Source organism: Pseudonocardia tropica (assembly GCF_040105315.1).
Taxonomy (GTDB): domain Bacteria; phylum Actinomycetota; class Actinomycetes; order Mycobacteriales; family Pseudonocardiaceae; genus Pseudonocardia; species Pseudonocardia alni.
In genome coordinates this window covers 144,830-170,555 of the sequence record NZ_JBEDNP010000003.1, presented here as the reverse complement: position 1 = coordinate 170,555, position 25,726 = coordinate 144,830, and the positions used below count along the sequence as shown (strand labels likewise).

Annotated in this window: 25 protein-coding genes; 17 read left to right on the top strand and 8 right to left on the bottom strand. The window is 75.2% G+C overall.

Annotated elements, in window-relative coordinates; all coding sequences use genetic code 11:
• Positions 1-57 precede the first annotated feature (57 nt).
• The 3 genes from WHI96_RS06385 to WHI96_RS06375 all read right to left on the bottom strand — a co-directional run bounded on the left by WHI96_RS06385 (position 58) and on the right by WHI96_RS06375 (position 3,713).
• On the bottom strand, positions 58-462 hold the full coding sequence (locus WHI96_RS06385; protein ID WP_345642955.1) for a nitroreductase/quinone reductase family protein: 405 nt from the start codon (positions 460-462) through the stop codon (positions 58-60).
• Between the two features lie 63 nt (positions 463-525).
• A complete protein-coding gene (locus WHI96_RS06380) occupies positions 526-1,524 on the bottom strand; it encodes an ABC transporter substrate-binding protein (protein ID WP_345642461.1) in 999 nt (332 codons plus the stop codon).
• A 62-nt stretch (positions 1,525-1,586) separates the two neighbouring features.
• On the bottom strand, positions 1,587-3,713 hold the full coding sequence (locus WHI96_RS06375) for a RecQ family ATP-dependent DNA helicase (RefSeq protein ID WP_425571542.1): 2,127 nt from the start codon (positions 3,711-3,713) through the stop codon (positions 1,587-1,589).
• A gap of 99 nt (positions 3,714-3,812) precedes the next feature.
• Here WHI96_RS06375 and WHI96_RS06370 point away from each other — a divergent pair, with 99 nt between their 5' ends.
• The 7 genes from WHI96_RS06370 (at position 3,813) to WHI96_RS06340 (ending at position 14,550) form a co-directional block, all read left to right on the top strand.
• Positions 3,813-4,706, top strand: coding sequence for an AAA family ATPase (locus tag WHI96_RS06370; protein ID WP_345642455.1), 894 nt, complete (start codon positions 3,813-3,815; stop codon positions 4,704-4,706).
• Positions 4,707-4,851: 145 nt separating this feature from the next.
• Positions 4,852-5,721, top strand: coding sequence for a serine protease (locus WHI96_RS06365; protein ID WP_345642452.1), 870 nt, complete (start codon positions 4,852-4,854; stop codon positions 5,719-5,721).
• 188 nt (positions 5,722-5,909) lie between these two features.
• Positions 5,910-6,461, top strand: a complete 552-nt coding sequence (locus tag WHI96_RS06360) for a hypothetical protein (RefSeq protein ID WP_345642449.1) — start codon at positions 5,910-5,912, stop codon at positions 6,459-6,461.
• 2 nt (positions 6,462-6,463) lie between these two features.
• Complete coding sequence (locus WHI96_RS06355) at positions 6,464-7,981, top strand: glycosyltransferase (protein WP_345642446.1); 1,518 nt, start codon at positions 6,464-6,466, stop codon at positions 7,979-7,981.
• Positions 7,978-9,579, top strand: coding sequence for a glycosyltransferase family 39 protein (locus WHI96_RS06350; RefSeq protein ID WP_345642443.1), 1,602 nt, complete (start codon positions 7,978-7,980; stop codon positions 9,577-9,579). Before WHI96_RS06355 ends, WHI96_RS06350 begins: the two co-directional genes overlap by 4 nt.
• A gap of 41 nt (positions 9,580-9,620) precedes the next feature.
• Positions 9,621-11,063 (top strand): vWA domain-containing protein, encoded by a 1,443-nt coding sequence (locus WHI96_RS06345; protein ID WP_345642440.1) that lies wholly within the window; start codon positions 9,621-9,623, stop codon positions 11,061-11,063.
• Positions 11,064-11,124: 61 nt separating this feature from the next.
• Complete coding sequence (locus tag WHI96_RS06340; protein WP_345642437.1) at positions 11,125-14,550, top strand: ATP-binding protein; 3,426 nt, start codon at positions 11,125-11,127, stop codon at positions 14,548-14,550.
• Here the strand turns inward: WHI96_RS06340 and WHI96_RS06335 are convergent.
• Positions 14,511-15,185, bottom strand: a complete 675-nt coding sequence (locus WHI96_RS06335) for a hemerythrin domain-containing protein (RefSeq protein ID WP_345642434.1) — start codon at positions 15,183-15,185, stop codon at positions 14,511-14,513. The genes WHI96_RS06340 and WHI96_RS06335 overlap by 40 nt on opposite strands.
• A gap of 179 nt (positions 15,186-15,364) precedes the next feature.
• On the opposite strand from WHI96_RS06335, the gene WHI96_RS06330 reads away from it, so the two are divergent.
• Together WHI96_RS06330 and WHI96_RS06325 are read left to right on the top strand one after the other, a co-directional pair.
• Positions 15,365-15,733: an SPW repeat domain-containing protein gene (locus WHI96_RS06330; protein WP_345642431.1), complete on the top strand. Its 369-nt coding sequence runs from the start codon at positions 15,365-15,367 to the stop codon at positions 15,731-15,733.
• 83 nt (positions 15,734-15,816) lie between these two features.
• Positions 15,817-16,368 carry a TetR/AcrR family transcriptional regulator gene (locus WHI96_RS06325; protein WP_345642429.1) on the top strand — a complete coding sequence of 184 codons (552 nt, stop codon included), beginning with the start codon at positions 15,817-15,819 and terminating at the stop codon, positions 16,366-16,368.
• A 19-nt stretch (positions 16,369-16,387) separates the two neighbouring features.
• On the opposite strand, the gene WHI96_RS06320 is transcribed toward WHI96_RS06325, so the two are convergent.
• A complete protein-coding gene (locus WHI96_RS06320) occupies positions 16,388-17,233 on the bottom strand; it encodes a hypothetical protein (RefSeq protein ID WP_345642426.1) in 846 nt (281 codons plus the stop codon).
• A gap of 153 nt (positions 17,234-17,386) precedes the next feature.
• On the opposite strand from WHI96_RS06320, the gene WHI96_RS06315 reads away from it, so the two are divergent.
• On the top strand, positions 17,387-18,439 hold the full coding sequence (locus WHI96_RS06315; RefSeq protein WP_345642424.1) for an ABC transporter substrate-binding protein: 1,053 nt from the start codon (positions 17,387-17,389) through the stop codon (positions 18,437-18,439).
• Between the two features lie 154 nt (positions 18,440-18,593).
• Positions 18,594-18,929: a hypothetical protein gene (locus WHI96_RS06310; RefSeq protein ID WP_345642421.1), complete on the top strand. Its 336-nt coding sequence runs from the start codon at positions 18,594-18,596 to the stop codon at positions 18,927-18,929.
• A 93-nt stretch (positions 18,930-19,022) separates the two neighbouring features.
• On the opposite strand, the gene WHI96_RS06305 is transcribed toward WHI96_RS06310, so the two are convergent.
• Positions 19,023-19,676: a DUF998 domain-containing protein gene (locus WHI96_RS06305; protein ID WP_345642419.1), complete on the bottom strand. Its 654-nt coding sequence runs from the start codon at positions 19,674-19,676 to the stop codon at positions 19,023-19,025.
• A 62-nt stretch (positions 19,677-19,738) separates the two neighbouring features.
• Between WHI96_RS06305 and WHI96_RS06300 the strand changes: the two genes are divergently transcribed.
• Together WHI96_RS06300 and nadD are read left to right on the top strand one after the other, a co-directional pair.
• Positions 19,739-20,344 (top strand): alpha-ketoglutarate-dependent dioxygenase AlkB, encoded by a 606-nt coding sequence (locus WHI96_RS06300; RefSeq protein ID WP_345642416.1) that lies wholly within the window; start codon positions 19,739-19,741, stop codon positions 20,342-20,344.
• 18 nt (positions 20,345-20,362) lie between these two features.
• Positions 20,363-20,956 (top strand): nicotinate-nucleotide adenylyltransferase, encoded by a 594-nt coding sequence (nadD, locus tag WHI96_RS06295; RefSeq protein WP_345642413.1) that lies wholly within the window; start codon positions 20,363-20,365, stop codon positions 20,954-20,956.
• Positions 20,957-21,208: 252 nt separating this feature from the next.
• On the opposite strand, the gene WHI96_RS06290 is transcribed toward nadD, so the two are convergent.
• Both WHI96_RS06290 and WHI96_RS06285 read right to left on the bottom strand, forming a co-directional pair.
• Entirely contained in the window at positions 21,209-21,640 is a 432-nt protein-coding gene (locus WHI96_RS06290) for a nitroreductase/quinone reductase family protein (RefSeq protein WP_345642410.1), read from the bottom strand.
• Positions 21,641-21,913: 273 nt separating this feature from the next.
• Positions 21,914-22,183, bottom strand: coding sequence for a helix-turn-helix domain-containing protein (locus WHI96_RS06285; RefSeq protein WP_345642407.1), 270 nt, complete (start codon positions 22,181-22,183; stop codon positions 21,914-21,916).
• Between the two features lie 63 nt (positions 22,184-22,246).
• On the opposite strand from WHI96_RS06285, the gene map reads away from it, so the two are divergent.
• The 4 genes from map (at position 22,247) to WHI96_RS06265 (ending at position 25,604) form a co-directional block, all read left to right on the top strand.
• The gene (gene map / locus WHI96_RS06280; protein WP_345642404.1) at positions 22,247-23,023 is read left to right on the top strand and encodes a type I methionyl aminopeptidase; all 777 of its coding nucleotides are present in this window, start codon (positions 22,247-22,249) and stop codon (positions 23,021-23,023) included.
• A gap of 7 nt (positions 23,024-23,030) precedes the next feature.
• Positions 23,031-23,963 (top strand): alpha/beta hydrolase, encoded by a 933-nt coding sequence (locus WHI96_RS06275; protein WP_345642401.1) that lies wholly within the window; start codon positions 23,031-23,033, stop codon positions 23,961-23,963.
• Positions 23,964-24,166: 203 nt separating this feature from the next.
• Positions 24,167-24,391, top strand: a complete 225-nt coding sequence (locus WHI96_RS06270; protein ID WP_345642398.1) for a hypothetical protein — start codon at positions 24,167-24,169, stop codon at positions 24,389-24,391.
• 112 nt (positions 24,392-24,503) lie between these two features.
• On the top strand, positions 24,504-25,604 hold the full coding sequence (locus WHI96_RS06265; protein WP_345642395.1) for an alpha/beta fold hydrolase: 1,101 nt from the start codon (positions 24,504-24,506) through the stop codon (positions 25,602-25,604).
• Positions 25,605-25,726 lie beyond the last annotated feature (122 nt).

Here is a 25,726-nt window from a genome sequence, read left to right as displayed (position 1 = left end):
ACCCTACGAAGATGATCCGGATCTCCGGAATCATCTGCCCTGATGATGCGTGGCCGGTCAGCCGCGCGGCTCCAGGTGGACCAGCGGGATCTCCCGGGTGGTGCTGCGCTGGTAGCCGGCGTAGTTGCGGTACCTCCCGGCGATCTGCGGCCAGAGCGTCGCGCGGTCGGCCGGGTCGGCGATCCGGGCGCGCATGGGCACGCGTGGCCCGCCCTGCACGGCGACCTCGACGTCCGGGTCCGCACGCAGGTTGAGGAACCAGGCGGGGTGGCGGTCGTCGCCGCCCCGGGAGGCGACGACGACGTAGCTCCCGTCACCGTGGACCGGTGCCGTGAGCAGCACCGTGCGCGGCTCACCGGAGCGCCGGCCGCGGGTCGTCAGCTCGACGACGGGCATCCCCATCGCCGAGTGGCCGACCTTCCCACCGGTCAGCCGGATCAGCAGACGGTGGCCCGCGTTCATGGCCTTGAGGGCGATGTCGGGTGGGTTCACGACCACGACCCTACCGGCGGGTAGCCGGGCTCGTCAGCCCGCCGCGACCCTCTCCAGCGCGGGCCGCAGCCCGTCGAGCAGCCAGCCCACCGACACCACGTTCGGCGCCTGCAGGGCGATGGCCTGGTCCAGCGTCACCGGTGTGTAGGTGCCCTGCCGCACCGCGCGCACCCGGCGCACCAGCTCGTCGCCCTCGAACCTCGCGCGGTCGCCCGCCCCCGCGAAGGTCATCAGGAGCAGGTCGGCCTCCGACAGCCTGCCGACCTCCTCGTAGGACACCCCGACCGTGCCCGGGGCCAGCGCGTCGCTCGCCGGCGCGTCCCGGAACGACGCCGGCACCTCCAGCCCCAGCGACCGCAGGAACGCCGTCGACTGGTTCTGCTCGCCGACCACCATCGGCAGGATCTCCCCGCGCGCCTGCCCGAAGAGGTAGGTCCTCCCGGCGAGCCCGGGCAGCCCGTCACGGGTCTCGGCGATCCGGCGTTCCGCCTCGGCGACCAGCGTCTCGACGGCGTCCGCGCGGCCCAGCGCCCGCCCGATCTGGCGGGCGTCGTCCTGCATGGAGGAGGTGTACAGGCCCTCGGCGAAGGTGACGGTCGGCGCGATCCGCGACAGCGCGTCGTAGGCCGCCCGGTCGGTGATCTGGAACGCCGAGACCCCGAGGACCAGGTCCGGCCGGAACGCCGCGATCTGCTCCAGCGGCAGCGTCCCGTCGGGCTCGATCGCGAGCACCTCGGGCGGGAGGGGCTCCAGGTAGGGGAGGACGGGACCGCTGTCACCGGAGCTGCGGACCGCGCCGACGACCGGTGCTCCGACGGCCTGGGCGACGGCCAGGTCGTTCATGCCCAGCGCGACGACCCGCTGCGGGGGTGCGGGCACCGTCGTCTCGCCGAAGGCGTGCCGGACGGTCACCGGGAACGCGGCCCCGTCGGAGGGTGTCACCGGGGCGGTGCCGGGGGACGCGCCGCAGCCGGTCAGGAGCAGTGCCGCACCGAACAGCGCCGCGAGCAGCGTGGAACCACGGGGCCTCATCGTTCTCCCGTAAGCAAGGTGAGGCTCACCTTATATCAGAGAACGGGCACGGCGAGGAGCCCTCACCCGGCGACGGCCAGCACCAGCGGCAGCACCTCCGGGGCCCCGGCCCGACGCAGCGCCCGCGCCGCGACCGTCATCGTCCAGCCCGAGTCGACGACGTCGTCGACCAGCAGCACCGGCCCGTCCACCCCGGACAGGTCCGGCACGGTCGCGCTGTCGAGCCCCGCCCACACCGCGGCCAGGCGCTGGGCGGAGTTCTCGGTCGCCGCCGGACGCTCACCGGTGGGCGACAGGGTGCCGAGCAGCGGCAGCCTGCCGATCTCGGCGATCCGCCGGGCGAGGTGGTCGAGCTGGTGCGGGCGGGTGCGCGAGCCGATCCCGACCACGCCCACCGGGCGCTGTTCCCAGCTCCACCCGGCGAGCACCCGGACCAGCGCGTCGAGCACGTCGGCCGGCACCGGGTCGTCGCCGCCGGTCACGAGCTCGCGCAGCCGGGTGCCCCACCCGATGTCGGACAGCCGCCCGATCGCCCGGCCGGACGCGGCCTGCTCGCCCGCGGCGATCCTCCCGGACAGCGGGACCCCGATGTCCTTCATCCCGGACGGCCACATCTTCCGCGGCGCGACCTCGGTCCCGGGCCGGGTCAGGCGCTCGGCGGCGGCCTGCTCGCCGTCGGCGGACACCTCGTCGGACCAGACGGTGCCGGTGCAGGTGTCGCAGCGCCCGCACGGCGTCGGGTCCGGGTCGTCGAGCTGGCGGCGCAGGAACACCAGCCGGCACTCGGTGGTGGCGATGTAGTCGAGCATCGCCTGCTGCTCGGAGCGGCGGGCCTCGTCGACCCGCGCGTGCCGCTCGGTGTCGTAGACCCACTCCTCCCCGGTCGCGACCCAGCCGCCCTTGACCCGCTTCGCCGCGCCGTCGGCGTCGAGGACCTTGAGCAGCATCTCCAGCCGGGTCCGGGACAGGTCGACCCGGGTCTCGATCGACGCGGTGGACTGCGGCCGGTCCGACAGCACCGCGAGGGTCTGGCGGACCAGCGGCTCGGGCGGGAACGCCAGCGACGCGAAGTAGGCCCAGATGTCGCGGTCCTCGCGGCCGGGCAGCAGCACCACCTCGGCCCGGTCCAGCGCACGCCCGGCGCGGCCGATCTGCTGGTAGTAGGCGACCGGCGAGGCGGGCGCGCCCAGGTGCACGACGAACCCGAGGTCGGGCTTGTCGAAGCCCATCCCCAGCGCGGAGGTCGCGACCAGGGCCTTCACCCGGTTCTCCATCAGGTCCGACTCCGCGGCCAGGCGGTCCTCGGGGTCGGTGCGCCCGGAGTAGGAGCGCACGGCGACGCCGCGCTCGCGCAGGAACTCGGCGACGTCGTCGGCCGCCTGGACGGTGAGGGTGTAGACGATCCCGGCGCCGGGCATCTGGTCGAGCTCGGCCGCGAGCCAGGCCAGCCGCCGCGCCGGGCTCGGGAGCCGCACCACCGCCAGGCGCAGCGACTCGCGGTCCAGCGACCCGCGCAGCACCAGCGTGTCCTGCTGGTCACCGTTCCGATCCTCGTGGCCGATCCCCAGCTGTTCGGAGACGTCGGTGACGACCCGGTCGTTCGCCGTCGCGGTGGTCGCCAGCACCGGGATGCCCGACGGCAGCTCGGCGATCAGCGTGCGCAGCCGCCGGTAGTCCGGGCGGAAGTCGTGGCCCCAGTCGGACACGCAGTGCGCCTCGTCGACCACCAGCATCCCGGCGTTCGCGGCCAGCTCCGGCAGCACCCGGTCGCGGAAGTCGGGGTTGTTGAGCCGCTCGGGGGACACGAGCAGCACGTCGACGTCGCCGTTCGCGATGTCGGCGTAGACCGCGTCCCACTCGGCGGCGTTCGCCGAGTTCACCGTGACCGCGACGATCCCGGAGCGGATCGCGGCGTCGATCTGGTTGCGCATCAGCGCCAGCAGCGGCGACACGATCACCGTCGGCCCGGCGCCCTGCTCGCGCAGCAGCGCGGTCGCCACGAAGTAGACCGCGGACTTGCCCCAGCCGGTGCGCTGCACGACCAGCGCGCGGCGCTGCTGGGCGACGAGCGCCTCGATCGCCGTCCACTGGTCCTCGCGCAGCCGGGCCTGCGGGCCGGCCAGCTGCTGCAGGACCGTCTCGGCGCGCTCGCGCAGGTCGGTGCTCGATGCGGTGGTCACGGCACCCATGGTGGACCCGACCCCTGACAACGACCCGACGCGGGCCGCCGGGGTGTGAACCGGGCCACCCGTCCGACGCGCCGCCGGCCTGGCGTGCAGGATGATCGCGTGTCGCCCGACAGCCCCACCCACCGCCCGGTCTTCGGCTCCGTCGCGGACGTGACCGCCCGGCTCGCCGACGCCGGCTACCTGGCCTCGACCGCCGTCGCGACCACGGTGTTCCTCGCGGACCGGCTCGGCAAGCCGCTGCTCGTCGAGGGCCCCGCCGGGGTCGGGAAGACCGAGCTGGCCAAGGCCGTCGCCGCGGCGACGGGGTCCGGGCTGGTGCGCCTGCAGTGCTACGAGGGCATCGACGAGGCCCGCGCGCTCTACGAGTGGAACCACGCCAAGCAGCTGCTGCGGATCACCGCCGGGCAGCGTGGCGCGGACGGCGCGGACTGGGACTCCACCCGCGACGACGTGTTCTCCGAGGAGTTCCTGCTCCCGCGCCCGCTGCTCACCGCGATCCGGCGCACCGACCCGACCGTGCTGCTGATCGACGAGATCGACAAGGCCGACGTCGAGGTCGAGGGTCTGCTGCTGGAGGTCCTGTCCGACTTCCAGGTCTCCATCCCCGAGCTGGGCACCGTCACCGCGAACCGGCGGCCGTTCGTGCTGCTGACCTCCAACTCCACCCGTGAGCTGTCCGAGGCGCTCAAGCGCCGCTGCCTGTTCCTGCACCTGGACTTCCCCGACGCCGACCTGGAGCGCCGGATCGTCCTCGCCCGGGTCCCGGAGCTGACCGAGCAGCTCACCGACGCCCTGGTCCGCACCGTGCGGGTGCTGCGCGCGATGGAGCTGCGCAAGGCCCCCAGCGTCGCCGAGACCATCGACTGGGGCCGCACCCTGCTCGCGCTCGGCCTCGACACCCTCGACGACGACGCCGTCCGCGCCACCCTCGGTGTCGTGCTCAAGCACCGCTCGGATGCCGACAAGGCGGCCGCCGAGCTGCGTCTGAACTGAACGGCGGGTCACGCACGGCCGATCGGCGGTCACGTTCCTCGCCCCGATGTAGTGAAGATCGACGCGATCGGGGCACCGGCCGTAACCGGGACGGGTGGTGTGAGTTGTGCCGGTTACATGCTCCCCAGCGACCGGAGGCCCACCGATGAACGCCCTCCCGGAACTGCCCCGCACCGCCCGCCGTCTGCTGCGTGCCGGCCTGGCCGCCGGCGCCGTGCTCGCGCTCGGGCTCGCCGTCACCGGCACCGCGTCGGCGCAGGACGGTGCCCCCGACGCCGGCGTGCACCCGGGCGTCATGACCCGCACCGGACCCGAGGGTGCGCAGTGCACCGCGAACTTCGTGTTCACCGACGGGTCCGCGACCTTCATCGGGCAGGCCGCGCACTGCGCGGGTACCGGCGGCACCACCGAGGTGGACGGGTGCGAGGCCGGGTCGCTGCCGCTCGGCACCCCGGTCGAGGTCGAGGGCGCGAGCGCGCCGGGCCGGCTGGCGTACTCCTCCTGGCTGAGCATGCAGGAGCGGGGCGAGACCGACCCGGACACCTGCCGGTACAACGACTTCGCGCTGGTCGAGCTGAGCCCGCAGGACGCGGCGCGGACGAGCCCCTCGGTGCCGTTCCACGGCGGCCCGACGGGGGTCGACACCGACGGCGTCGCCGCCGGCGAGATCGTCTTCGGCTACGGCAACTCCTCGCTGCGCCAGGGCATCCGGGCGCTGCAGCCGAAGACCGGCACCACGACCGGCACCGCGGGCGGCGGCTGGACGCACACCGTCGTCACCGTCCTGCCGGGCGTCCCCGGCGACTCCGGCTCCGGCTACCTGACCGCCGACGGGCGGGCCCTCGGCGTCCTGTCGACGCTGAACCTGGCCCCGGCCCCCGGCACGAACGGCGTCAGCGACCTGGCGAAGGCCCTCGACTACGCCGACGACCCCGGCGGCGTCGGCGGGGTGCGCCTGGTCGAGGGCGACCGCCCGTTCACGCCGCGGCCGGTGCCGATCGACCCCACCGGCTGAGGCGGAGAGACCCCCGCGGTGTGGGACCGCGGTGCACCCCGGCGCTCCGGTCGCGGCTCGGCGGCACGACCGGAGCGCCGGCGTTACCCACAGTGACATCGTCCTCAGAAATGATGATCTCCGTCGTCCCGCGCACCGCGGGACGGCCGATCGCGTAACGACCAGTCGCGGGCAACCGAAGGCCGGGCGTGACCATCGAAATGGGCAGGTCGGCAGCGGTCGAGTCGCTGCGCGCCTGGCAGTCCGTCCCCCTTCCGCTGTCGTCGCAGGCGGTCGCGACGGTGTCGCTCCGCGTTGCCGCGCCGGTCCTACTCGGTGTCCTGGCAGTCACGCTCTGTGTCATCGATCTCCTGGCGGGTGAGCTCGCCGCCGGTGTCCTGCCGCTCGTCGCCGCGGTGGCGGCGGTGCCCCGGACCCTCGACGCGCTGCCCGGCCCGGACATCCACGACCGCGAGCTGGACCTGATCGTCACCGCGGCCGCCGTGCTCGGCGCGACCGCCCTGGTCGTGGTCGGCGTCCCCGGTCTCGCCCTCGCGCCGGCGTCGGTCGCGGTGCTCGCCGCGCTGTGCGGCACCCGCCGGCTGTGGCGCCTGCGGGCGTTCCCCGCGGTGCTGGTCCTCGCCTGGCCGGGCTGGTGGGCGGCGCTGCCCGCGGCGCCGGAGGTGCAGCTGCCCCTGGCCGCCGTCCTGGCCGTGCTGGTCCTGCTCGGGGTGCGGGTCGGCGCCCGGCGGGGGTGGTGACCGTGCCGCGCCTGCTCCCGGTCGCGCCGCTGCCCGCCGCCGTCGCGCACGCCCTCGACGGCCCCGCGCTGGAGCACCGCAGCCGGCTGGCCGCCGACGGCCTCGCCGACCTCGACCCGGCACTGTCGGCCCGGCCGCGGCGCAGCCGGCCGGCCCGCACGGTCACCGCCGTCGCGCTGGGCGTGCTCCTGGTGGGTCTCGTCCTGGCCCCGCGCGCCACCGGGGTCGTGCTGGTCGGGGCGGTCGTGCTGCTCTACGCCGCCTCCACGGTGCACCGGCTGCTGCTGGTCCGCCGCGCCGTCGCCGACGACCCCACGATCCAGGTGTCCGACGCCGACGCCCGTGCCGTCCCGGACGTCGACCTGCCCGTCTACACGGTCCTGGTGCCGGCCTACGGCGAGCCCGCCGTCGTCGCACGGCTGGTCGACGGGCTGACCGCGCTGGAGTACCCGGCCGACAAGCTCGAGATCCTGCTGCTGCTCGAGGCCGACGACGCCCCGACGATCGCCGCGGCCCGCCGGGTCTGCCCCGGCACCGGGATCCGGATCGTGGTCGTGCCGCCGTCGTCGCCGCGGACCAAGCCCAAGGCCTGCAACTTCGGGCTCACCGAGGCCACCGGCGAGCTCGTCACCATCTACGACGCCGAGGACCGCCCGGAGCCGCTGCAGCTGCGCCGTGCCGTCGTCGCGTTCCACCGGGCGGCCGCCGGGGGCCGCGCCGACCTGGCCTGCCTGCAGGCCCGGCTCAGCTACCACAACGCCGAGCAGAACCTGCTGACCCGCTGGTTCACCCTGGAGTACGACCTCTGGTTCCGCTGGCTGCTGCCCGGGCTGATGGCGGGCCGCACCCCGATCCCGCTGGGCGGGACGTCGAACCACATCCGCCGCGACGTGCTCGTCGGCCTCGGCGGCTGGGACGCCTGGAACGTCACCGAGGACGCCGACCTCGGCATCCGCCTCGCCCGCCACGGCTGGACCACCGCGATGCTCGGCTCCACCACGCTGGAGGAGGCCAACAGCGACGCGATCAACTGGGTCAAGCAGCGTTCCCGCTGGTACAAGGGCTACCTGCAGAGCGTCCTGGTCGCGCTGCGCGCCCCCGGCGAGCTGCGCCGCGCGGTCGGCCTGCGCGGGATCACCGGGCTGCTGCTGTTCGTGTGGGCGACCCCGGTGCTCGCGCTGCTCAACCCGGTGTTCTGGGCGATGGCGCTGCTCTGGTTCCTCGCCGAACCCGCCGCCGTCGCGGCGCTGTTCCCGCCCCCGATCTTCTACGTCGGCAGCGCCGTGTGGATGGTCGGCACGTTCGCCGCGGTGTACTGCGGCCTGGCGATCGCCCGGGTCGGCGGGCGGCCGTGGCTGGCGCCCGCGGCGCTCGTCGTCCCCGCGTACTGGGTGCTGATGTCGGCCGCCGCGGCGAAGGCGGTGCTGCAGCTCGCGCTGCGCCCGTCGTACTGGGAGAAGACCACGCACGGCCTGGACATCCCGTCCGCGGCCCCGGCGGAACAGGAGCTCGTCCGATGACCGCGCTGCTCGACCGGCCCGCGCCGGTCGCACCGCCCGCACCCGTGGCCCGCCCCGCGACCCGGGCCGTGTTCCTCGCCGCGCTCACCTGCCATCTGCTGCTCGGCGCGGTCCTCGTGTTCGGCTTCGACTCGATCATGGAGGACGCGCTGGCCCGGGTGTCGGCGGCGGCGACCGTGACCGCGGCCGCCGACCCGAAGCTCGCCGCGGTCGGCTTCGTCTGGACCCCGCTGCCCGCGCTGCTCATGGTGCCGTTCGCGCCGCTGCGCGCGGTGTGGCCCGGCCTGGCCTCGACCGGGTTCCTCGCCGTGCTGGTGTCGGCCCCGGCGATGGCCGGCGTCGTTGCCACGGTGTACGGCATCGCCCACGACCTGCGGGTGCGCCGCTCCGCCCGGACCGTGCTGACGGTGGGGACCGCGGCGGCGCCGCTGCTCGTGGTCTACGCGACCAACGGGATGACCGAGGCGCTGCTGCTGTTGTTCCTGCTGCTCGCGGTGCGCCGGCTGCTGCGCTGGACGGCCGGTCCCGGACGGCACACCGACCTGGTCGCCGCGGGTCTGTTCCTGGGCCTGGGCTACCTGGCCCGCTACGAGGCGGTCGTCGCCGCCGCGGCGGCCACCGCGCTGGTCGCCGTCGTGACCCTGCGCCGCACCCGGCACCGGCGGTGGGCCGCGGTGCGGGCCGACGTGCTGCTCGTCGGCGGGCCCGCGGTCGTCGCGTTCGTGCTGTGGGCGGGCCTGAGCTGGCTGACCGTCGGGTCGCCGTTCGAGCAGTTCACCTCCGCCTACGGCAACGCCGCCCTCACCGCGGGCGGGGCGCGGGCACCGGGCGGGCTCGGCGACGTCGGCGTCCAGCTGTGGGCACTGGCGCCGCTCGGCCCGCTCGTCGCCGTCGCCGCGGCCGTGACGGCGCTGCGCCGCCGCGACCCGGCGGTCGCGGTGCCGGTCGCCGTGCTCGGCTCGGTGCTCGCGTTCGAGTGGGCGCTGCGCGCCGCGGGCGAGCTGTTCGGGTTCCTGCGCTACCAGATCGCGGTCCTGCCGCTGGTCACGGTGCTGCTGGCGCTGCTGCTCGCGCGCGGTGCGACCCGGCCCGGGCGGCTGCGCGCGGCCGGGGCCTGCCTGCTCGCGGTCGCCGTGCTCGGCGCGTCGGCGTGGGGGTCGGCCGCGCTGATCCTCACCGACCCGGTCCGGGCCACCCAGGAGTACCACCGGATCGCCCCGGTCGTCGCCACCCTGACCGGCGGGCCGCCGGTGGCGGGCGACGCGAACGGCATGTGGGCCCAGGACCGGGAGATCGCCCGCCGGATCGACGCCCTGCACCTGCCCGACGGCAGCGTGCTGGCCGACTCCGGCTCCGCGTTCGCCGTGCTCGCGGCGTCGGCGCACCCGTCGACGTTCCTGGTCACCTCCGACGACGGCTTCGACGCCGCGCTGGCCGACCCGGCCGGGCACGGGATCCGCTACGTGCTCCGCAACGACTCCGGCGGGGTCGACGCCGTCCGCACCCGGTACCCGGACCCGACCGGCTGGACCCGGGTCGGCTCGTGGTCCGGCGCGACCACCGCGTCCTACGCCTGGAGCCTGTGGAAGGTGGGCTGAGGACCCTCGCCGATCACACCCGCGTCGCGCATAGTGGACCGGTGACGATCCCGCCCGCCGCCGCTCCGGCCCCGGAGCACGGCCTGCCCGGGCACCTCGTCGACTTCGTCTCGGCGCTGCGCCGCCACCATGTCGCGGTCGGCCCGGGGGAGACGGTCGACGCGGCCCGCGTGCTCGGCGCCCTGGACCTGCTGCACCGCGACCAGCTGCGGGAGGGGCTCGCCGCGGCGCTGCTGCGCCGCTCCGGGCAGCGCGACACCTTCGACGCGCTGTTCGACCTGTGGTTCCCGCCCGCGCTGGGCGCCGGGTCGTCCGACGTCGACGTCCCGCGGATCGACGACGAGTCCGGGGAGGGCACCGGCCCGGTCGACGTCGACGCGCTGCGCGAGATCCTCGCCGACCTGCTCCGCGACGGCGACGAGGAGACCCTGCGCGAGCTCGCCCGCGCCGCCGTCGACGCGATCGGGACCTCCGGCGCCGCCGGGCGGGGCGTCCGCGGGCAGACGGCGAAACCGAACTGGTCGGCCTACCAGGCGCTCAACGCGCTGTCCCCGGACACGCTGCTCGCCCGGATCCTCGACGGGCTGCGGGAGGAGGGCGACACCGACTTCGTGTCCGAGGTCCGCCGCCGCGAGATCCGCGACCGCATCGCCCGGTTCCGCGACGTCGTCCGTGAGGAGGTCCGCCGCCGCACCGCCGAGCAGCGCGGCCGCGAGCAGATCGCCCGCACCACCACCCCCACCCAGACCGACCAGGTCGACTTCCTCACCGCGAACGCCACCCAGCTCGCCGACCTGCGCCGCACCGTGCAGCCGCTGGCCCGGCGGCTCGCGTCGCGGCTGTCGGCGCGGCGGCGCCGCTCGAACCGCGGCCGGCTGGACCTGCGGCGCACGCTGCGCCGGTCGATGTCCACCGGCGGCGTGCCGATGGACCCGGCGCACACGGTGCGCCGCCCCGGCCGCCCCGAGCTGGTGCTGCTGTGCGACGTGTCCGGGTCCGTCGCCGGGTTCAGCCACTTCACGTTGCTGCTGGTCCAGGCGCTGCGCGAGCAGTTCTCGAAGGTAAGGGTGTTCGCGTTCATCGAGCGCACCGACGAGGTCACGCACCTGTTCGAACCCGGCGCGGAGCTGTCCGGGGTGATGCAGCGGGTGCTGCGCGAGGCCACCCTCACCGCCGTCGACGGGCACTCCGACTACGGCGGCGCGTTCGGCGACTTCCTGGAGCACCACGGCGACGCGCTCACCCCGAGGACGTCGCTGCTGGTGCTCGGCGACGGCCGCACCAACTACCGCGACCCCAACCTGCGGGCGCTGGCGATGATGGCCGGGCGGGTCCGGCACGCGCACTGGCTCAACCCCGAGCCCGAGCGCAGCTGGGGCTCCGGCGACTCGGCCGCCACCCGCTACGGCGAGGTCCTCCCGATGCACGAGTGCCGTACCGCCGCGCAGCTCACCGACGTCGTCCAGGCGCTGCTGCCGGTCTGATCGTCCGGACGATCGGACCGGAAGGGCTGACACCGGCGTCACCGCGTCCTAGATTGCCGGGGTGCAGGAGGTCACGGTCCGGGTCCTCGGCCCGCTCCGTGCGACGGTCGACGGCGCGGCGGTCGAGGTGGGCTCCGGCCGCCGGCGCGAACTGCTCGCCCGGCTCGCCGCGGCCGGCGGCGAGGTCGTCGCCGTCGACACGCTGGTGGAGGACCTGTGGCAGGGCGCCCCGCCCGCGCAGGCGCACGGCGGGCTGCAGGTCCACGTCTCCCGGCTGCGACGGGTGCTCGAACCCGACCGGTCCCCGCGCGCGGTCCCGACGGTGCTGGTCAGCCGCCCACCCGGCTACGCGCTGGCACTCGGCCCCGACGGGCTCGACGCGCGCGCCTTCACCGACCTCCTCGACCGTGCCGCCGCGGCCGCCCCGGACCGGGCCGACGCCCTGCTCGGCGAGGCCCTGGCGCTGTGGGACGGTCCCGCCTACGCCGAGTTCGCCGACGCCGCCTGGGCCCGCGCCGAGGCCGAACGCCTCGACGAGCTGCGTCAGGTCGCGCTCGAGCGCCGTGCCCGGGCGCGGCTGCGCCTGGGCCGGGCCGACGCCGTCGTCCCCGACCTGACGGCGCTGGTGGGGGAGCACCCGCTGCGCGAGGACGCGGTCGGACTGCTGGCCGTCGCGCTGTACCGCACCGGCAGGCAGGCCGACGCGCTGGCCGTGCTGGCCCGCACCCGTCGCCTGCTCGCCGACGAGCTGGGCGTCGACCCCGGCCCCGGGCTGCGCGCGATCGAGGCGGACGTGCTCGCCCACCGCGACCCCGGCGGCGACCCCGGCGGCGGAACCGGCGGGGGTCCCGGCGTCGGTCCCGCCGGTCGCGCCGACGCGACCGGGAGTGGAACAGGGCCGCGCCCGGTCGTACCGGCACCGGCCGACACGTCCCCGCGGACCCCGGCCCTGCTCGGGCGGGCGGCCGAGCTCGGCAGGCTCACCGCCGCCGCGGAGCGGGCCCGCGGCGGCGGGCAGCTGGTGCTCGTCGCCGCCGACGCGGGCGCGGGCAAGTCCACGCTGCTCGCCGCGTTCGCCGCCGCCGCGACCGCCGACGGCTGGACGGCCGTCACCGGCCGCTGCCCGGAGATCGACGGCGCCCCGCCGGCCTGGGCGTGGCGGGAGATCGTCGACGCGCTCGTCACCGCGCACGACCCGCCCGCCGACCTCGTCGAGCGGCTCGCCCCGCTGCGCTCCCCGGCCGGTCCCGGCGGCGCCGAGGTCACGTTCTGGCTGGCCAGGGCGGTGGTGGAGCTGCTCGCCGTCGCGGGTCGGGAGCGGCCGCTGCTGCTGGTCCTCGACGACCTGCACCGCGCCGAGTCCGAGACCCTCGCCCTGCTGCGCGCGGTCGTCGCCGGGGCCGCGGAGCTGCCCGTGCTCGTCGCCGCGGGCCTGCGCCCGGCCGAGGCGGGTGCCGAGCTGCAGGCCGCGCTCGCCGCCCTCGCCGAGCCCACGGCGGACCGCATCGAGCCGGCGCCGATGACCGCGGGCGACGTCGCCGGGATGCTGGACCGGCACGGCGTGCCCGCCGCCGCACCCGAGCTGGTCGCCCGGATCACCGAACGGACCGGCGGGAACCCGCTGTTCGTCCGCGAGCTGGCCCGCCTCGTCGCCGCCGAGGGCCCGTCCGCCGCGGCCGACGCCGTCCCGGCCGGGGTCCGCGAGGTGCTGCGCCGGCGCCTGGCCCGGCTGCCCGCGACCACCCGCACCGCGCTGGCCCGGGTCTCGGTGCTCGGCCGCGACCTCGACACCGACGACGCCCTCGACCTCGCCGCCTCCGCCGACGGCGCCGACCCGCTGGACGCCCTGGAGCCCGCGGTGCTCGGCGGGATGCTGCTCGAACCCGAGCCGGGACGGCTGCGGTTCTCCCACGACCTGGTCCGCGACACCCTCTACGGCGACATCCCGCAGCTGCGTCGCGCCCGGCTGCACGCCGCGGCCCACGCGATCCTCACCCGCAGGCGGCCCGACGACCCGGTCCCGCTGGCCCACCACGCGCTCGCCGCCGGGTCCGCCGTCGACCCGGACCGTGCCCTGGCCGCGGTCCGTGCCGCCGCCGCGGCCGCCGCGGGGTTCGGCTCGCACCGCGAGGCCGCCCGGTTCTACGGCCGCGCCGTCGAGCTCGCCGGACGGGCCGGAACCGGCGTCGACGACGAGCTGGCCCTGCGCTGCGCGCTGGTCGCCGAGCTCGCCCGCGGCGGCGACGGCCACACCGCCCTCACCGAGCGCCGGACCGCCGTCGAGCGGGCGGGGGCCGCCGCGCCGCAGTGGCTCGGCGCCGCCCTGACCAGCTACGACACCCCGGTCAGCTGGACCATCCGGCCGGGCCAGAACATCGACGCCGAGCTGATCGACCTCATCGAGACCGAGCTCGCGGCGACCCCGCCCGACGCCGTCGACCGGCGGGTGCGGCTGCTCGCCGCCCTGGTGTTCGAGATCGAGGGGCACGACGACGACCGGGTCCGCTCCGCCTCGGCGGAGGCCATGGCGCTGACCGGGCGCGGCGTCGACCCGCTGCTGCGCTGCCGGGCGCTCAACGCCCGGTTCTTCGCCGTCCTCGCCCCGGACCTGTGGCACGAGCTGGCCCCGGTGGGGGAGGAGCTGGCCGAGCTCGGCGGCCGGGCCGGGCACGCCGGCTACCGCACGCAGGCCCACCACCTGCAGCTGATGGTCGCCGCCGGCAGCCACGACCTCGACGCGGCGACACGGCACGCGGAGGCCGCCGTCGCCGGGGCCCCGGGCGGGCAGCTGGAGTTCACGCTCGGCTGGGCCCACATCTTCTCGGCGCTGCGCGCACTCGTCGCCGGGGAGCTGGACACCGCCGAGGAGCGCTACACCGACCTCGCGACCCGGCTGGTCGGCGCCGGCCAGGTCAACGGGGCGCTGATGGGGCTGCTGGGGCGGTTCGTCGTGCGGCACGACCAGGGCCGCCTCGGCGAGCTGGCCCCCGAGCTCGAGGCGCTCCGCGACGCGCTGCCGCCGCCCTTCGGGGACTTCCTCGCGCTGGCCCACCTGCACGCGGGCAACCCCGTCCGGGCCCGCGAGGTGTGGGTGCCGGACGCGGAGCTGGCCCGCAGCTACTACTGGCTGATCTGGACCTGCGTGCGCGCCGAGGTGGCGGTCGGCCTGGCCGACCGGGACGTCGCCGCGCGGTACCGGGAGCAGCTGCGCCCGTGGACGGGCACGGTGGCGGGGCTGTCGTCGGGCACGATCGCGCTCGGCCCCACCGACCTGGTGCTCGCCGGCCTGGAGGGGCTGCTCGATCCGGCGGGCGGCGGCCGGGTCCACCACCTGCGCGAGGCCGAGCGGGTCGCCGCGGAGCTGGGTGCCACGGTCTGGCGCGACCGCGCCCGGCGGCTGCTCTCGGCGGCCGGTGCCGACCCCTCGACGGCACCGGCTCCCGGGGCTCAGGACGTGCCGAACACCAGCGCACAGCGCCTGCGGTAGCCGCCGCGCAGCAACCGCTCCATCAGCACGACCACCGGCCCGGCCTCGCGGCGCATCCCGGCCCACTCCTGCGGGGTGGTCACGGCGACGATCCGCGGCAGCATGAACCGCAGGCCCGGCCCGGACTTCTGCACCTGCGCGACGACGGCGTCCCAGTCGTCGGCGGGCACGTGGCGCTCGATCACCGGGAACAGGTCGCGCTCCTCGGCGTCGAGGTGCTCGTCGATCTCGTCGCGGACCACGGCGAGCCGGTCCGCGAGCACGCCCGCCGCCCGCGCCCTGGCCGGTCCCTGCGACGCGGCGACGACGGCGGCCGCGGCCTCCCGCACCGCGGCGAGCAGCGGGTCGAGGCGGCCGTGGTCGTCGCTGAGCTCGGCCAGGTCGACGGCGTGCCCGGCGTGCCGGGCGATCACCGGCCAGGCGATGTCGTCCTCGGCGGTGTGGTGGCCGTGGATCTCGTGCTCCAGGTGGCCCAGCCAGTTCCGCAGCGCGCGGGCGCGCCGGTCCGGGCAGGGCGCGCCGTCGGCGATCGCGCGGGCGGCGTCCGCGAGCCGGTGCAGGTCGACCCGCATGACGCGGTGGGCGAGGGTGATGCCGACCAGGTCGGCGGTACGGGTGTCGCGGGCGGTGGTCACCGGGATCTCCTCGGGGTTCGGGGCGGTCGGTCTCTCGACACCGCAGACCGTGCGCCCACCCGCCGGCCGGGGACTTGCACCTCACTTGTGCCGCCGTCCGCCCGGTGTTGACCGGCCGGCCAACCAGGAGTAGACCGGAGGCATCCCCACAGGGACCTCACAGGAGAAGGTGACTGACGATGGCTGGGACCACTGGTCGTACCTGGCAGCGGTGGCAGGACTGGGCCGCTCTCGTGATCGGTGTGCTGACGGCCCTCTCGCCTCTCGTGACGACGACGAACGCCGCCGCCGCGTGGACGATGGTCGTACTGGGCGTGGTGCTCGCCGCCACGTCCCTCTGGTCGCTCGCCGTGCCCGGCTCGGTGGCGAGCGAATGGGTGCACGGTGTCCTCGGCGTGCTGCTGTTCCTCGCCCCCTGGGTGATGGGCTACAGCGCGCTGACCGGGGTGTCGTGGACGTCCTGGGTGGCGGGCGTCCTCGCGGTCGTCGTGGCGGCCTCGGCGCTGCCCGCGGCGAACGCGGAGCACCGCACGCTCGCGACGCACTGACCGTCCGGCAGCACGACGACCAGGTGAGGGGCCGCGACCCGGAGGGGTCGCGGCCTCCGCCGCGTCCGGGGGAGGATCGCACCGTGGACCACGAGTTCGACCCGGACGCACCCGCCCGGGACCGCATCCTCGACGCGGCCGAGGGGCTGTTCGCCGAGCACGGCTTCGACGCGACGCCCACCTCGCGCATCGCCGAGCGTGCCGGGGTGCCGAAGGGGCTGGTGCACTACTACTTCCGCCGCAAGCCCGACCTGCTCGAGGCGCTCGTCGAACGGCTCCCGCACCCGGTGCACGGGGCGGACGTCGCCGTCGCCGGGGACGTGCTCGCCGGGCTGCGTGCGCTGGTCGCCGCCCTGGACCGGGCGCTCGACGCGTCCTCGGTCCTGTCCCACCTGCTGTGGCGCGAGGCCGACACCCACCCGGTCGTCCGCGACGCGCTGCTGCGCCGCTCCGGTGAGCTGGAGGACGCGGTGCGCGAGGTCCTCGCCACCGGCGGCGGGGCGCCGGAGCGGATCCGCGGCGCCGCCCGGCTGCTGGCCGCGGCGATCGGGCACCGCTACGCCCTCGACCGGCACGGCGACGACGACCGCACCGACATGGAGGCCGAGCTGTCCTTCGTCGCCGCGGGCCTGTAGCGGCGCTCCCCGAGCGGGATCAGGGCCAGGGGCGCCAGGGGGCGCCGGACTCCTCGTAGCGCGGGACGGTGTGCCTGCGGTCGGCGAGCCGGTGCAGCGCGTGCGCCGTCCATGTCCGCCACCCCAGCAGGGCCAGCAGCACCACGATCAGCCCGGCGGTCAGCGGGCCGGCCCAGCCGAGCGGACCCGAGGCGTTGACCGCGGCCATGACCAGCGGGCCGAGCAGCGCGAACACCGCGCCCGCGACCTGCGGGAGCCGGGCGTCGGCGAGCACGTCGACGGCGATCAGCCTGCGCTGCTCGCCGTCCGGGGTGCCGCCCGACCGCAGCACCTTCCGTGCGGCCGCGCGGTCGCGCACCAGGCCCATGTCCGGCCCGCGGGCCGGGGCGACCCGCACCGGGATCCGCGACGCCGACAGCCACAGCAGCACCACGCCGAGCAGGCTCAGCAGCCCGCCGACGACGATCGCGGCCAGCAGGTGGTCGGCGCGGGCGTGCACGTCGGTGGTGATCGAGTAGACGACGCCGAACCACGCCGCCGCGACCCCGGCCGCGACCCGCCCGATCACGACGGCCCGCAGCGACGGCGGTCGCACGGTCGGCCACGGCCCGGCCGGTGCGACGGCGGCGGGCCGGTCGCCGGGCCGGTCGCCGGGCCGGTCGCCGGAACGGCCCTCGGGCACCGGCGGCGCGGGCGGGGCCAGCACCGGGCCGGGCGCACCCGGGGGACCCGCGGGCGGCGGGGCCGCGGGCTCGTGCAGCCGCCGACGTCCGCCGGGCGCGGGCGGAGGGGCCGGGGGACCGGGCGCGGGGGAGCGGGGGCCGGCGTCGCGGTCGGCCCGGTCGCCGGTGTCCGGAGCACGCATGGTCGCGACGCTACCCGCGGGTCCGGGCGCTCCGGTCGGGGTGTCGGCCCCGCGCCACGGGTGCGGCCCCCGGGGCGCCGAACGAGCGGTGCGGATCACGCGGAGTCGACCGGTCAGGTTAGGCTCGCCTTACTCACCCGAAGGAGGTCCACCGTGCCGCTCGCCGCAGCACCCCTGTCCGCCCGTTCCGTGAGCCGTCGCGGCGTCCTCGCCGGCGCCGCCGGTCTGCTGGTCCTCGCCGGGTGCGGGGCCCGGCAGCAGGACGGGCAGGGGACCGACGGTGCGGTCGCGGAGGGCTACCCGGTGACGGTGCGGCACGCGCTGGGGGAGACGGTCGTCCCCGACCGGCCGCAGCGCGTCGTCACGCTCAGCGCGGCGAACACCGACGTCGCGCTGGCGATGGGGGTGCTGCCGGTCGCGATCCCGCGCACCGTCTACGGCGGTGACGCCGAGGGCGTGCTGCCCTGGGTGCGCGACGCGATCACCGCGCACGGCGGTGGGTTCCCGCAGGTCATCGGCTCCGACGACCTGTCGGCGACGCCGATCGAACAGGTCGCGGCGGCCCGGCCGGACCTGGTGCTGGCCACCTACTCCGGGCTGACGCGGGCCGAGTACGACCAGCTGTCGGCGATCGCCCCGACCGTCGCCTACCCCGACGCCCCGTACTCCACCGGCTGGCAGGACCAGACCCGCATCGCCGGTCAGGTGTTCGGCGACCCGGCGCGGGCCCGGCAGCTGATCGACTCCACCGGGCAGCGCCTGCGCGCCGCGGCCCAGCGGTACCCGCAGCTGGCGGGGGCCACGTTCGTCTACACCGGCGGGATGGACGCCGGTGCGCTCGGGGTCTTCCGGGCGGGCGACGTCCGCGTCCGGCTGGTCACCGACCTCGGGCTCACCCTGGCGCCCTACGTCGAGCAGAACGCCCCGGGCGGTGGGGAGGTCTACTACACCGTCAGCGGCGAGCTGCTCTCGCGCGTCGAGTCCGACCTGGTCATCGGCTTCTTCGCGACGCCGGCCGAGGAACGGGCCTTCCGGACCGCGCCCGGCGTCGGCCTGCTGCCGGCGATGGCCCGCGGCGGGTTCGCCCCGGTCGTCGGGGCCGACCGGGTGGTGGCGAGCTCGGCCCCGTCGGTCCTGTCGATCCCGTGGGTGCTCGACGCCTACCTGCCGATCCTGGCCGCCGCGGCCGCCCGCGCGCGTGGCTGAGCCGGTCACCCGCCTGCCGTAGTCGACATCTGACTATCAGTTATCTCCGCTGGTGACGCTAACGGGTGAATGGCCGTAGCGGGCCCGGCCGAGCCTCGTTGAGTGGGCAAGACCGTTTGCGACGGTCTAACGACCAAACCATGGAGGTTGTGAGATGCGGAAGTCCGTTCGCGGCGCGCTCGTCGGCGCAGCGCTGCTCCCCCTGGCCGTCGCGGCGCCCGCCGCGGCCTTCGCCGGCACCACCGGCTACGACGAGGGTGGCAAGGACAAGGGTCACTCGAAGCACGACGGTGACAAGGACAAGGACAAGGACAAGGGCCACCACAAGAAGCACGGTCACCACAAGAAGTGGGACCACAAGAAGCACGACGACAAGAAGCACGACCTCGCGCTGCCGGCCCCGCTGGACAGCGTCGTCGACCTGATCACGGGTGCCACCGGTGGCGGCATCCCGTCGGCCCCGTCGGTGCCGTCCCTGCCGGTCGGCTGACCGGACCCGGTCCCGTGACGGGCCGGTCCGGACCCTCGAGGGGTGTCCGGACCGGCCCGTCCGCCGTTGCGGGGCCGGCGCCGTACGGGCGGGTCAGATCACCGGCGCCGGGTCCTGCGTCGGTGGGTCCCTGAGGATCGTGTCGCCCTTGACGAACCACGCGACACCGAACGCGAGGATCGCGACGGCCTCCAGCCAGAACAGGCTGTGGAACCGCTCGGCGACGGCATCGGGCACCAGCGCCGCGTCCAGTGCGGCCAGCACGAGGCAGGTCACGATCGTCGCGCCGCAGACCCGGTAGACGAGGTTGCGGGCGGCCTTGCTCCGCGTCCCGGACTCGCCGCGGGTGAACAGGACCAGGCAGAACCAGGCCAGGCCCGCGAAGAACACCGTCGCCGCGGCCAGGTGGAGGTACCCGACGACGGTCGCCGCCGTCGTCGCCGTGCCGTCGGGCCGGGTGGGCAGCAGCGCGACCGCGATCGCCGCCGTCCCGGTGATGTTGGCGAGCCGGTTGTCGGGGCGCTCGTAGCGGTAGCAGAAGAGGAAGACGCCGACCGCGCACAGCGAGCCGACGAACACGTCGCGCATCGGCGAGTGGTAGTAGCGGCTGATGGAGTCCCGCAGCCCGTCGCCACCGAGGGCCAGGTCGCCCGCCACCAGCACGAACGGGAGCAGGATCCCGATCACGCCGACGGCGCGCCGCAGACCCAGGTAGGACAGCACGGCACCGTCGGCACGCGAGGACATGGCGAAGATCGTCGCAGAGACGTCACTCGAACTCTCGTTCGATCCGGCGTAGCGTTCCGGAGGTGGACGTCGGCGGGCAGGCTTCGCTCTTCGCGGCCGGGGGTGCGGCCCCGGCGTACCGGCACGAGCTCGCCGGCGGGGCGTGGGTCGACGTCGCGGTCGGCTGGGCCCCCGACGCGGACGAGTTGTTCGCGCTGCTCCGTGCGACCGTGCCGTTCCGCGGCCACCGCCGCCGCATGTACGACCGTGTGGTCGACGAGCCGCGCCTCACCCACCGCTGGGTCCTGCCCGACGACGCGGTGCCCCACCGGCTGGGCGACATGGGCCGCACGCTGGGGGAGCGCTACGGCCACGACTTCACCCAGATCGGCGTGAACCTCTACCGCGACGGCGCCGACGGCGTGGCCTGGCACGGCGACCGGGTCGCCCGCGAGCGGCCCGAGGCCGTCGTCGCGCTGGTCGCCCTCGGCGCGACGCGGCCGCTGCGGCTGCGCCCGACCGGCGGCGGCGCGTCGGTGTCGTTCCCGCTCGCCTCGGGGGACCTGCTGGTCATGGGCGGGACGTGCCAGCGGACCTGGCAGCACAGCGTGCCGAAGGTGGCGCGCAGCGGTCCGCGCATCAGCGTCCAGTTCCGCCACCTGTATCCGGGGGTGCCGCCGGGTGGGTGACCGACATAGTCTGCGTCGATGCAGCGCAAGATCGGCGTGATGGGCGGGACGTTCGACCCCGTCCACCACGGCCACCTCGTCGCCGCCAGTGAGGTGGCGGACCGCTTCGCCCTCGACGAGGTGATCTTCGTACCGACCGGGAGACCGTGGCAGAAGACCGGCCGCGACGTCTCACCGGCCGAGGACCGCTACCTGATGACGGTCATCGCGACGGCGTCGAACCCCCGGTTCTCGGTCAGCCGCGTCGACGTCGACCGCGACGGCCCCACCTACACCGCGGACACCCTCGCCGACCTGCACGACGCCATGCCCGAGGCGCAGCTGTTCTTCATCACCGGCGCGGACGCGCTCCAGCAGATCCTGTCCTGGCGCAAGGTCGACGAGCTGTTCCGCTACGCGCACTTCGTCGGCGTGACCCGGCCCGGGTACGAGCTGGCCGACGGGCACCTGCCCCAGGGGTCGGTGACGACCGTCGAGGTGCCCGCGATGGCGATCTCGTCCAGTGAGTGCCGGGCGCGTGTGGGTGCGGGGCGGCCGGTCTGGTACCTCGTGCCGGACGGGGTGGTGCAGTACATCTCCAAGCGCAGTCTGTACCAGGATCCGGACCGCTGACCTGCGGTTTCTCCGGCCGAACCCGCACGGGGACAGATCCGGTGCACGATCACCGGACGCGGAAGCTCGCGCGTCGTGCGCGACGCCCGCAGCGCATGGCGGCCCGACCCCCGGAGCCCACGCCCGGTGACGACGACGCACCCGTCCGTCGATCAGTACTCGAGTGCTGTGCGAGCCCGGCACGACCGCGCTCAGGTACTGATCGACAGGCACCAGGGTCGTGTCGTGGCGATCCAGGACCGCCGTGCGGGCTCAGGTCCGCTGCAGTTCCAGCACCGGGATGGTCCGGTTCGTCGTGCGCTGGTAGTCGCCGAACTGCGGCTCCAGCGCGACCTGGCGGGCGTAGACGTCGTCGCGCTCGGAGCCGGTGACCTCGCGCACCCGCACGGGCAGGGTCGCCGTGCCCAGCTCGATCCGCGTGTCGGGGTTCGCGATCAGGTTGTGGTACCAGTCCGGGTTGCTGTCGGCGCCACCCTTGCTCGCGAAGACGAACACCCGCTCGCCCTCGATCAGCGGGACCAGCGGAGCGATCCGTTCGGTGCCCGACCGGGCCCCCACGTGGTGCACCAGGACCAGCGGCTTGCCCTCGAACATGCCGCCCGCCCGGCCGCCGGTCGCGCGGAACTCCTCGATCACGGCGCGGTTCATCGCTGCCAGGTCCGTCGGGGTGGGTGCGTCACTCATCTCGAGTTCCTCCGGTGACGTGTCGGGCGCCGTGTCCGCGCCGTGCCTCCCCGGTCAACTCGATCTCCCCGCCGGTCATTCCAGGCCGCCCGGGGTCCGCCCGGTCGGGGGAGCCGGACACGTTCCGGCGGCGTCGGGCCGCTCGGGACGCGTCGTCGTCGCGGCCGCCCGCCGGTCCGACCGGGTGCTCGTCGGGGAGCGGGTGCTCGTCGGGCAGATCGCGGCCGGACGGTGAGCGGCCGACGTGACGTGGAGGACCGGCGCCGGCCCGAGCTACCCCGCGGCCTCCATCGCCACGTCGCTCCCGCGCCACTCCGCCGCCAGCTCCTGCACGGGTACGCCCAGCGCCTCGGCCAGGCACACGATCGTCCCGAACCCCGGCGAGGGCAGTCGCCCGGTCTCCAGCTTGCGCAGCGTCTCCGGGGAGATCCCGGCCGCCCGCGCCACGTCCACCGGGTCGCGGTCGGCGCGGGCCCGGCGCAGCAGCGCGCCGAGGCGCCGACCGGCCTCGATCTGCTCGGGCGTGAGGGGCAGGCGCACCATGCGAGGAGCCTAGGCTCGGTATTACTGTACCGGCAAGCGGCGACGGTCCGGTATAGTAATACCGTGATCGAACTGAAGACGCCGGCCGAGATCGACCGGATGCACACGACCGGCCGGTTCGTCGCCGAGGTGCTCACCGAGGTCGGCCGGATCGCCGCGGTCGGGGTGAACCTCCTCGACATCGAGCTGCACGTGCGCCGCATGATCGAGCAGCGGGGCGCCGAGTCCTGCTACTGGGACTACGCGCCGTCCTTCGGGCGCGGCCCGTTCCGCAACGTCATCTGCCTGTCGGTCAACGACGCCGTGCTGCACGGGCTCCCGCACGACCACGTCCTGCGCGACGGTGACGTGCTCAGTGCCGACATCGCCGTGAGCATCGACGGCTGGGTGGCCGACTCCGCCCGCACGGTCGTCGTCGGCGAGACGGCCGACGAGGGGGACCTCCGCGTCATCCGCGCGACCGAGGACGCCCTGGAGGCCGCGATCGACGCGGCCCGCCCGGGCAACCGGCTCGGCGACATCTCCGCCGCGATCGGCGCGGTCGCCCGCGACTACGGCTATCCGGTCAACACCGAGTTCGGCGGGCACGACCTCGGCCGCACCATGCACGGCGACATCCACATCCCGAACGCCGGGCGGGCCGGTCGCGGCCCGACCCTGCGTCCGGGGCTGACCCTCGCGCTCGAGCCCTGGTTCGCACGGACCACCGACAAGATCGTGTTCGACCCGGACGGCTGGACCATCCGCTCCGCCGACGGCTCGCGCACCGCGCACTCCGAGCACACCGTCGCGATCACCGAGGACGGCCCCCGGGTGCTGACCCGCCGCGGACAGGACTGAGCAGCCCGTGCGTGTCGCCCTCGACGCACTGACCGTGCCGGTCCCGCCGGCCGACGCCGAGCGGACCCGGGCCTTCTACCGTGCCCGTGCGGCGGGCCGCGGCCCCGCGGACGCCGACGAGCTGCGCGCGGTCCGGGCCGCGGTCGCCACACCAGGGCCTGCGGTGCCGCCCGCGGTGGGGGACACCGCCGTCGCCGACGGCCGTCGGGTGCCGGTGCGGATCTGTCTCCCGCCGGGCACGGCGCGCGGGGTGCTGCTGCAGATCCACGGCGGTGGCTTCTACCTGGGCTCGGCCGCGCGGGACGACGTCGGGAACCGGGCGCTGTCCGACGCGCTCGGCGTCGCGGTCGTCGCCGTCGACCACCGGCTCGCCCCGGAGCACCCCTGGCCCGCCGCCCCCGACGACTGCGCGACCGCAGCACTGTGGTTGCTCGACCGGGCGCCGGAGCTGTTCGGCACCGACCGGGTCGCGTTCACGGGCGTCTCCGCCGGGGCCACCCTGGCCGTGACGACGCTGCTGCGGCTGCGTGACCGCGGCCTGGCCGACCGCGTCGCCGGGGCCGACCTGCGGTACGGCACCTACGACCTGAGTGCCCGCACCCCGGCCGGTCGCCGCATCGCCGACGAGTACTTCCTGCGCGCCTACGCCGGCCACGTCGCCGACCGGACCGTCCCGGACCTGTCCCCGGTGTTCGCCGACCTCACCGGCCTGCCGCCGCTGCTGATGACGGTCGGCACCGACGACGTGCTGCTGGAGGACAACCTCACGATGGCCGCCCGGCTCGCGACGGCGGGGGTCGAGGTCGACCTGCGCGTCCACCCCGGCGTCCCGCACGGCTTCGCCGGGCACGACACCCCGGTCGCCGCCACCGCGCTGCGGTACGCGCGGGACTGGCTGTCCGCCCGGATCGACGGCGCGTCCCCGCCGCCCGGGGTGTGACGACCCGACCTCGCACACCGTGCCCCGACCTCGCAGCCGCTGCGGGGGCTGCGAGGTCGGGGAAACCTCTGCGAGGTGCGACGCCGCGACACCGCCGATCACGGTACGTCATGCAACGCGTGTTCCCGGTCTACCGAAAGTGAGCCCGGTGGGCGGACGCGAACCACCGTCCGCGACATCGATCTTCCTGCGGCACACGAGAGATGGGAACGCAGTGCCTGGGACCCGGCTCCGCGCGTTACCACCATGTGAACTCCGACGACCTGACCATGCCCATCCTCGACCCGGCCCAGCTCGCCGAGCTGCGCCGCAGCACCGACCCGGCGCCCGCCGCGGCGCCACCGAACGCCGCGGCCTGGCTGCTGATGATGGTGCTGGGGCTCGGCATCGTCGTGACGATGCTGGTGCTCGTCGTCGCCTGGAGCTGATCCCGGCCGTCACCGGAGGATCACCGTCGCGTCGCGGCCCGGACGGGATCTTGTGCCGCGCGTCACAAGGGTGGAGAGTCGCCCCGGTCCGCGTCTTCGACGGAGCAGGAGCGTGACAGCAGTGACGACCGGGACGACAGCGCAGCCGACGGCGATCGAGAATCCCTACTACACCCACGAGTTCCACGGCGACTACGACCTGATCGGCCTCGGGGAGTTCGCACTGGAGGAGGGCGGGGTGATCCCCGACCTGCAGCTCGCGGTGGCCACCTTCGGCACGCTGAACGCGGCGAAGGACAACGCGATCCTCGTGACGACCTGGTACTCGGGTACGCACCAGATCTTCCGCGACGTCTACATCGGCCCGGACCACGCCTTGAACCCGGAGCGGTACTTCATCGTCGTCGTCAACCAGATCGGCAACGGTCTGTCGACCAGTCCGCACAACGCCTCGGGTGCCAACGCGGGCATCGCGATGTCGAACTTCCCGCACGTGCGCATCGGCGACGACGTGCGCGCCCAGGAGCAGCTCCTGCGCGAGCACTACGGGATCGACCGGCTCGCGCTCGTCGTCGGGGGGTCGATGGGCGCGCAGCAGACCTACGAGTGGATGGTCCGGTTCCCGCAGAAGGTGCGTCGCGCCGCGCCGATCGCCGGGACCGCGCAGAACACCCCGCACGACTTCCTCTACACCCAGGCGCTGGTCGAGGCGATCACCTCCGACCCCGGCTTCGCCGGCGGGAACTACCGCAGCAACACCGAGGTCGAGGCCGGGCTGAAGCGGCACGCCGGCATCTGGGCGGTGATGGGGTTCTCCACCGAGTTCTGGAAGCAGGAGGTGTGGCGGGCGCTGGAGTTCGAGTCCCGCGAGGCGTTCATGGCCGGCTTCCTGGAGCCGTACTTCACCGCGATGGACCCCAACGACCTGCTGTGCATGGCCTGGAAGTGGCAGCGCGGCGACGTGGCCCGGACCGCCGGCGGTGACCTCGCCGAGGCGCTCGGCCGCAACGAGGCCGTCGCCCGGGTCATCCCGATCAACGAGGACATGTTCTTCCCGGTCCGCGACCACGAGGCCGAGCTGGAGCTGACCCCGCACGCGACCATCCGCGTCGTCGACGACCTGCTCGGACACCTCGCCCTGTTCGGCGTCGCGCCCACCTACATGCCGCAGATCGACCAGTACCTCCAGGAGCTGCTCGACAGCCCCGCGTAGCCGGGCCGGACCGTCCCCGACCCGCTCGTTCGGGGACGGTCCGGTGCACACCGGACACATTGATGGCAGATACTGCCAACAAATCGTAGGCTGGGGATCACCACCACGACCCCAGGAGTGTC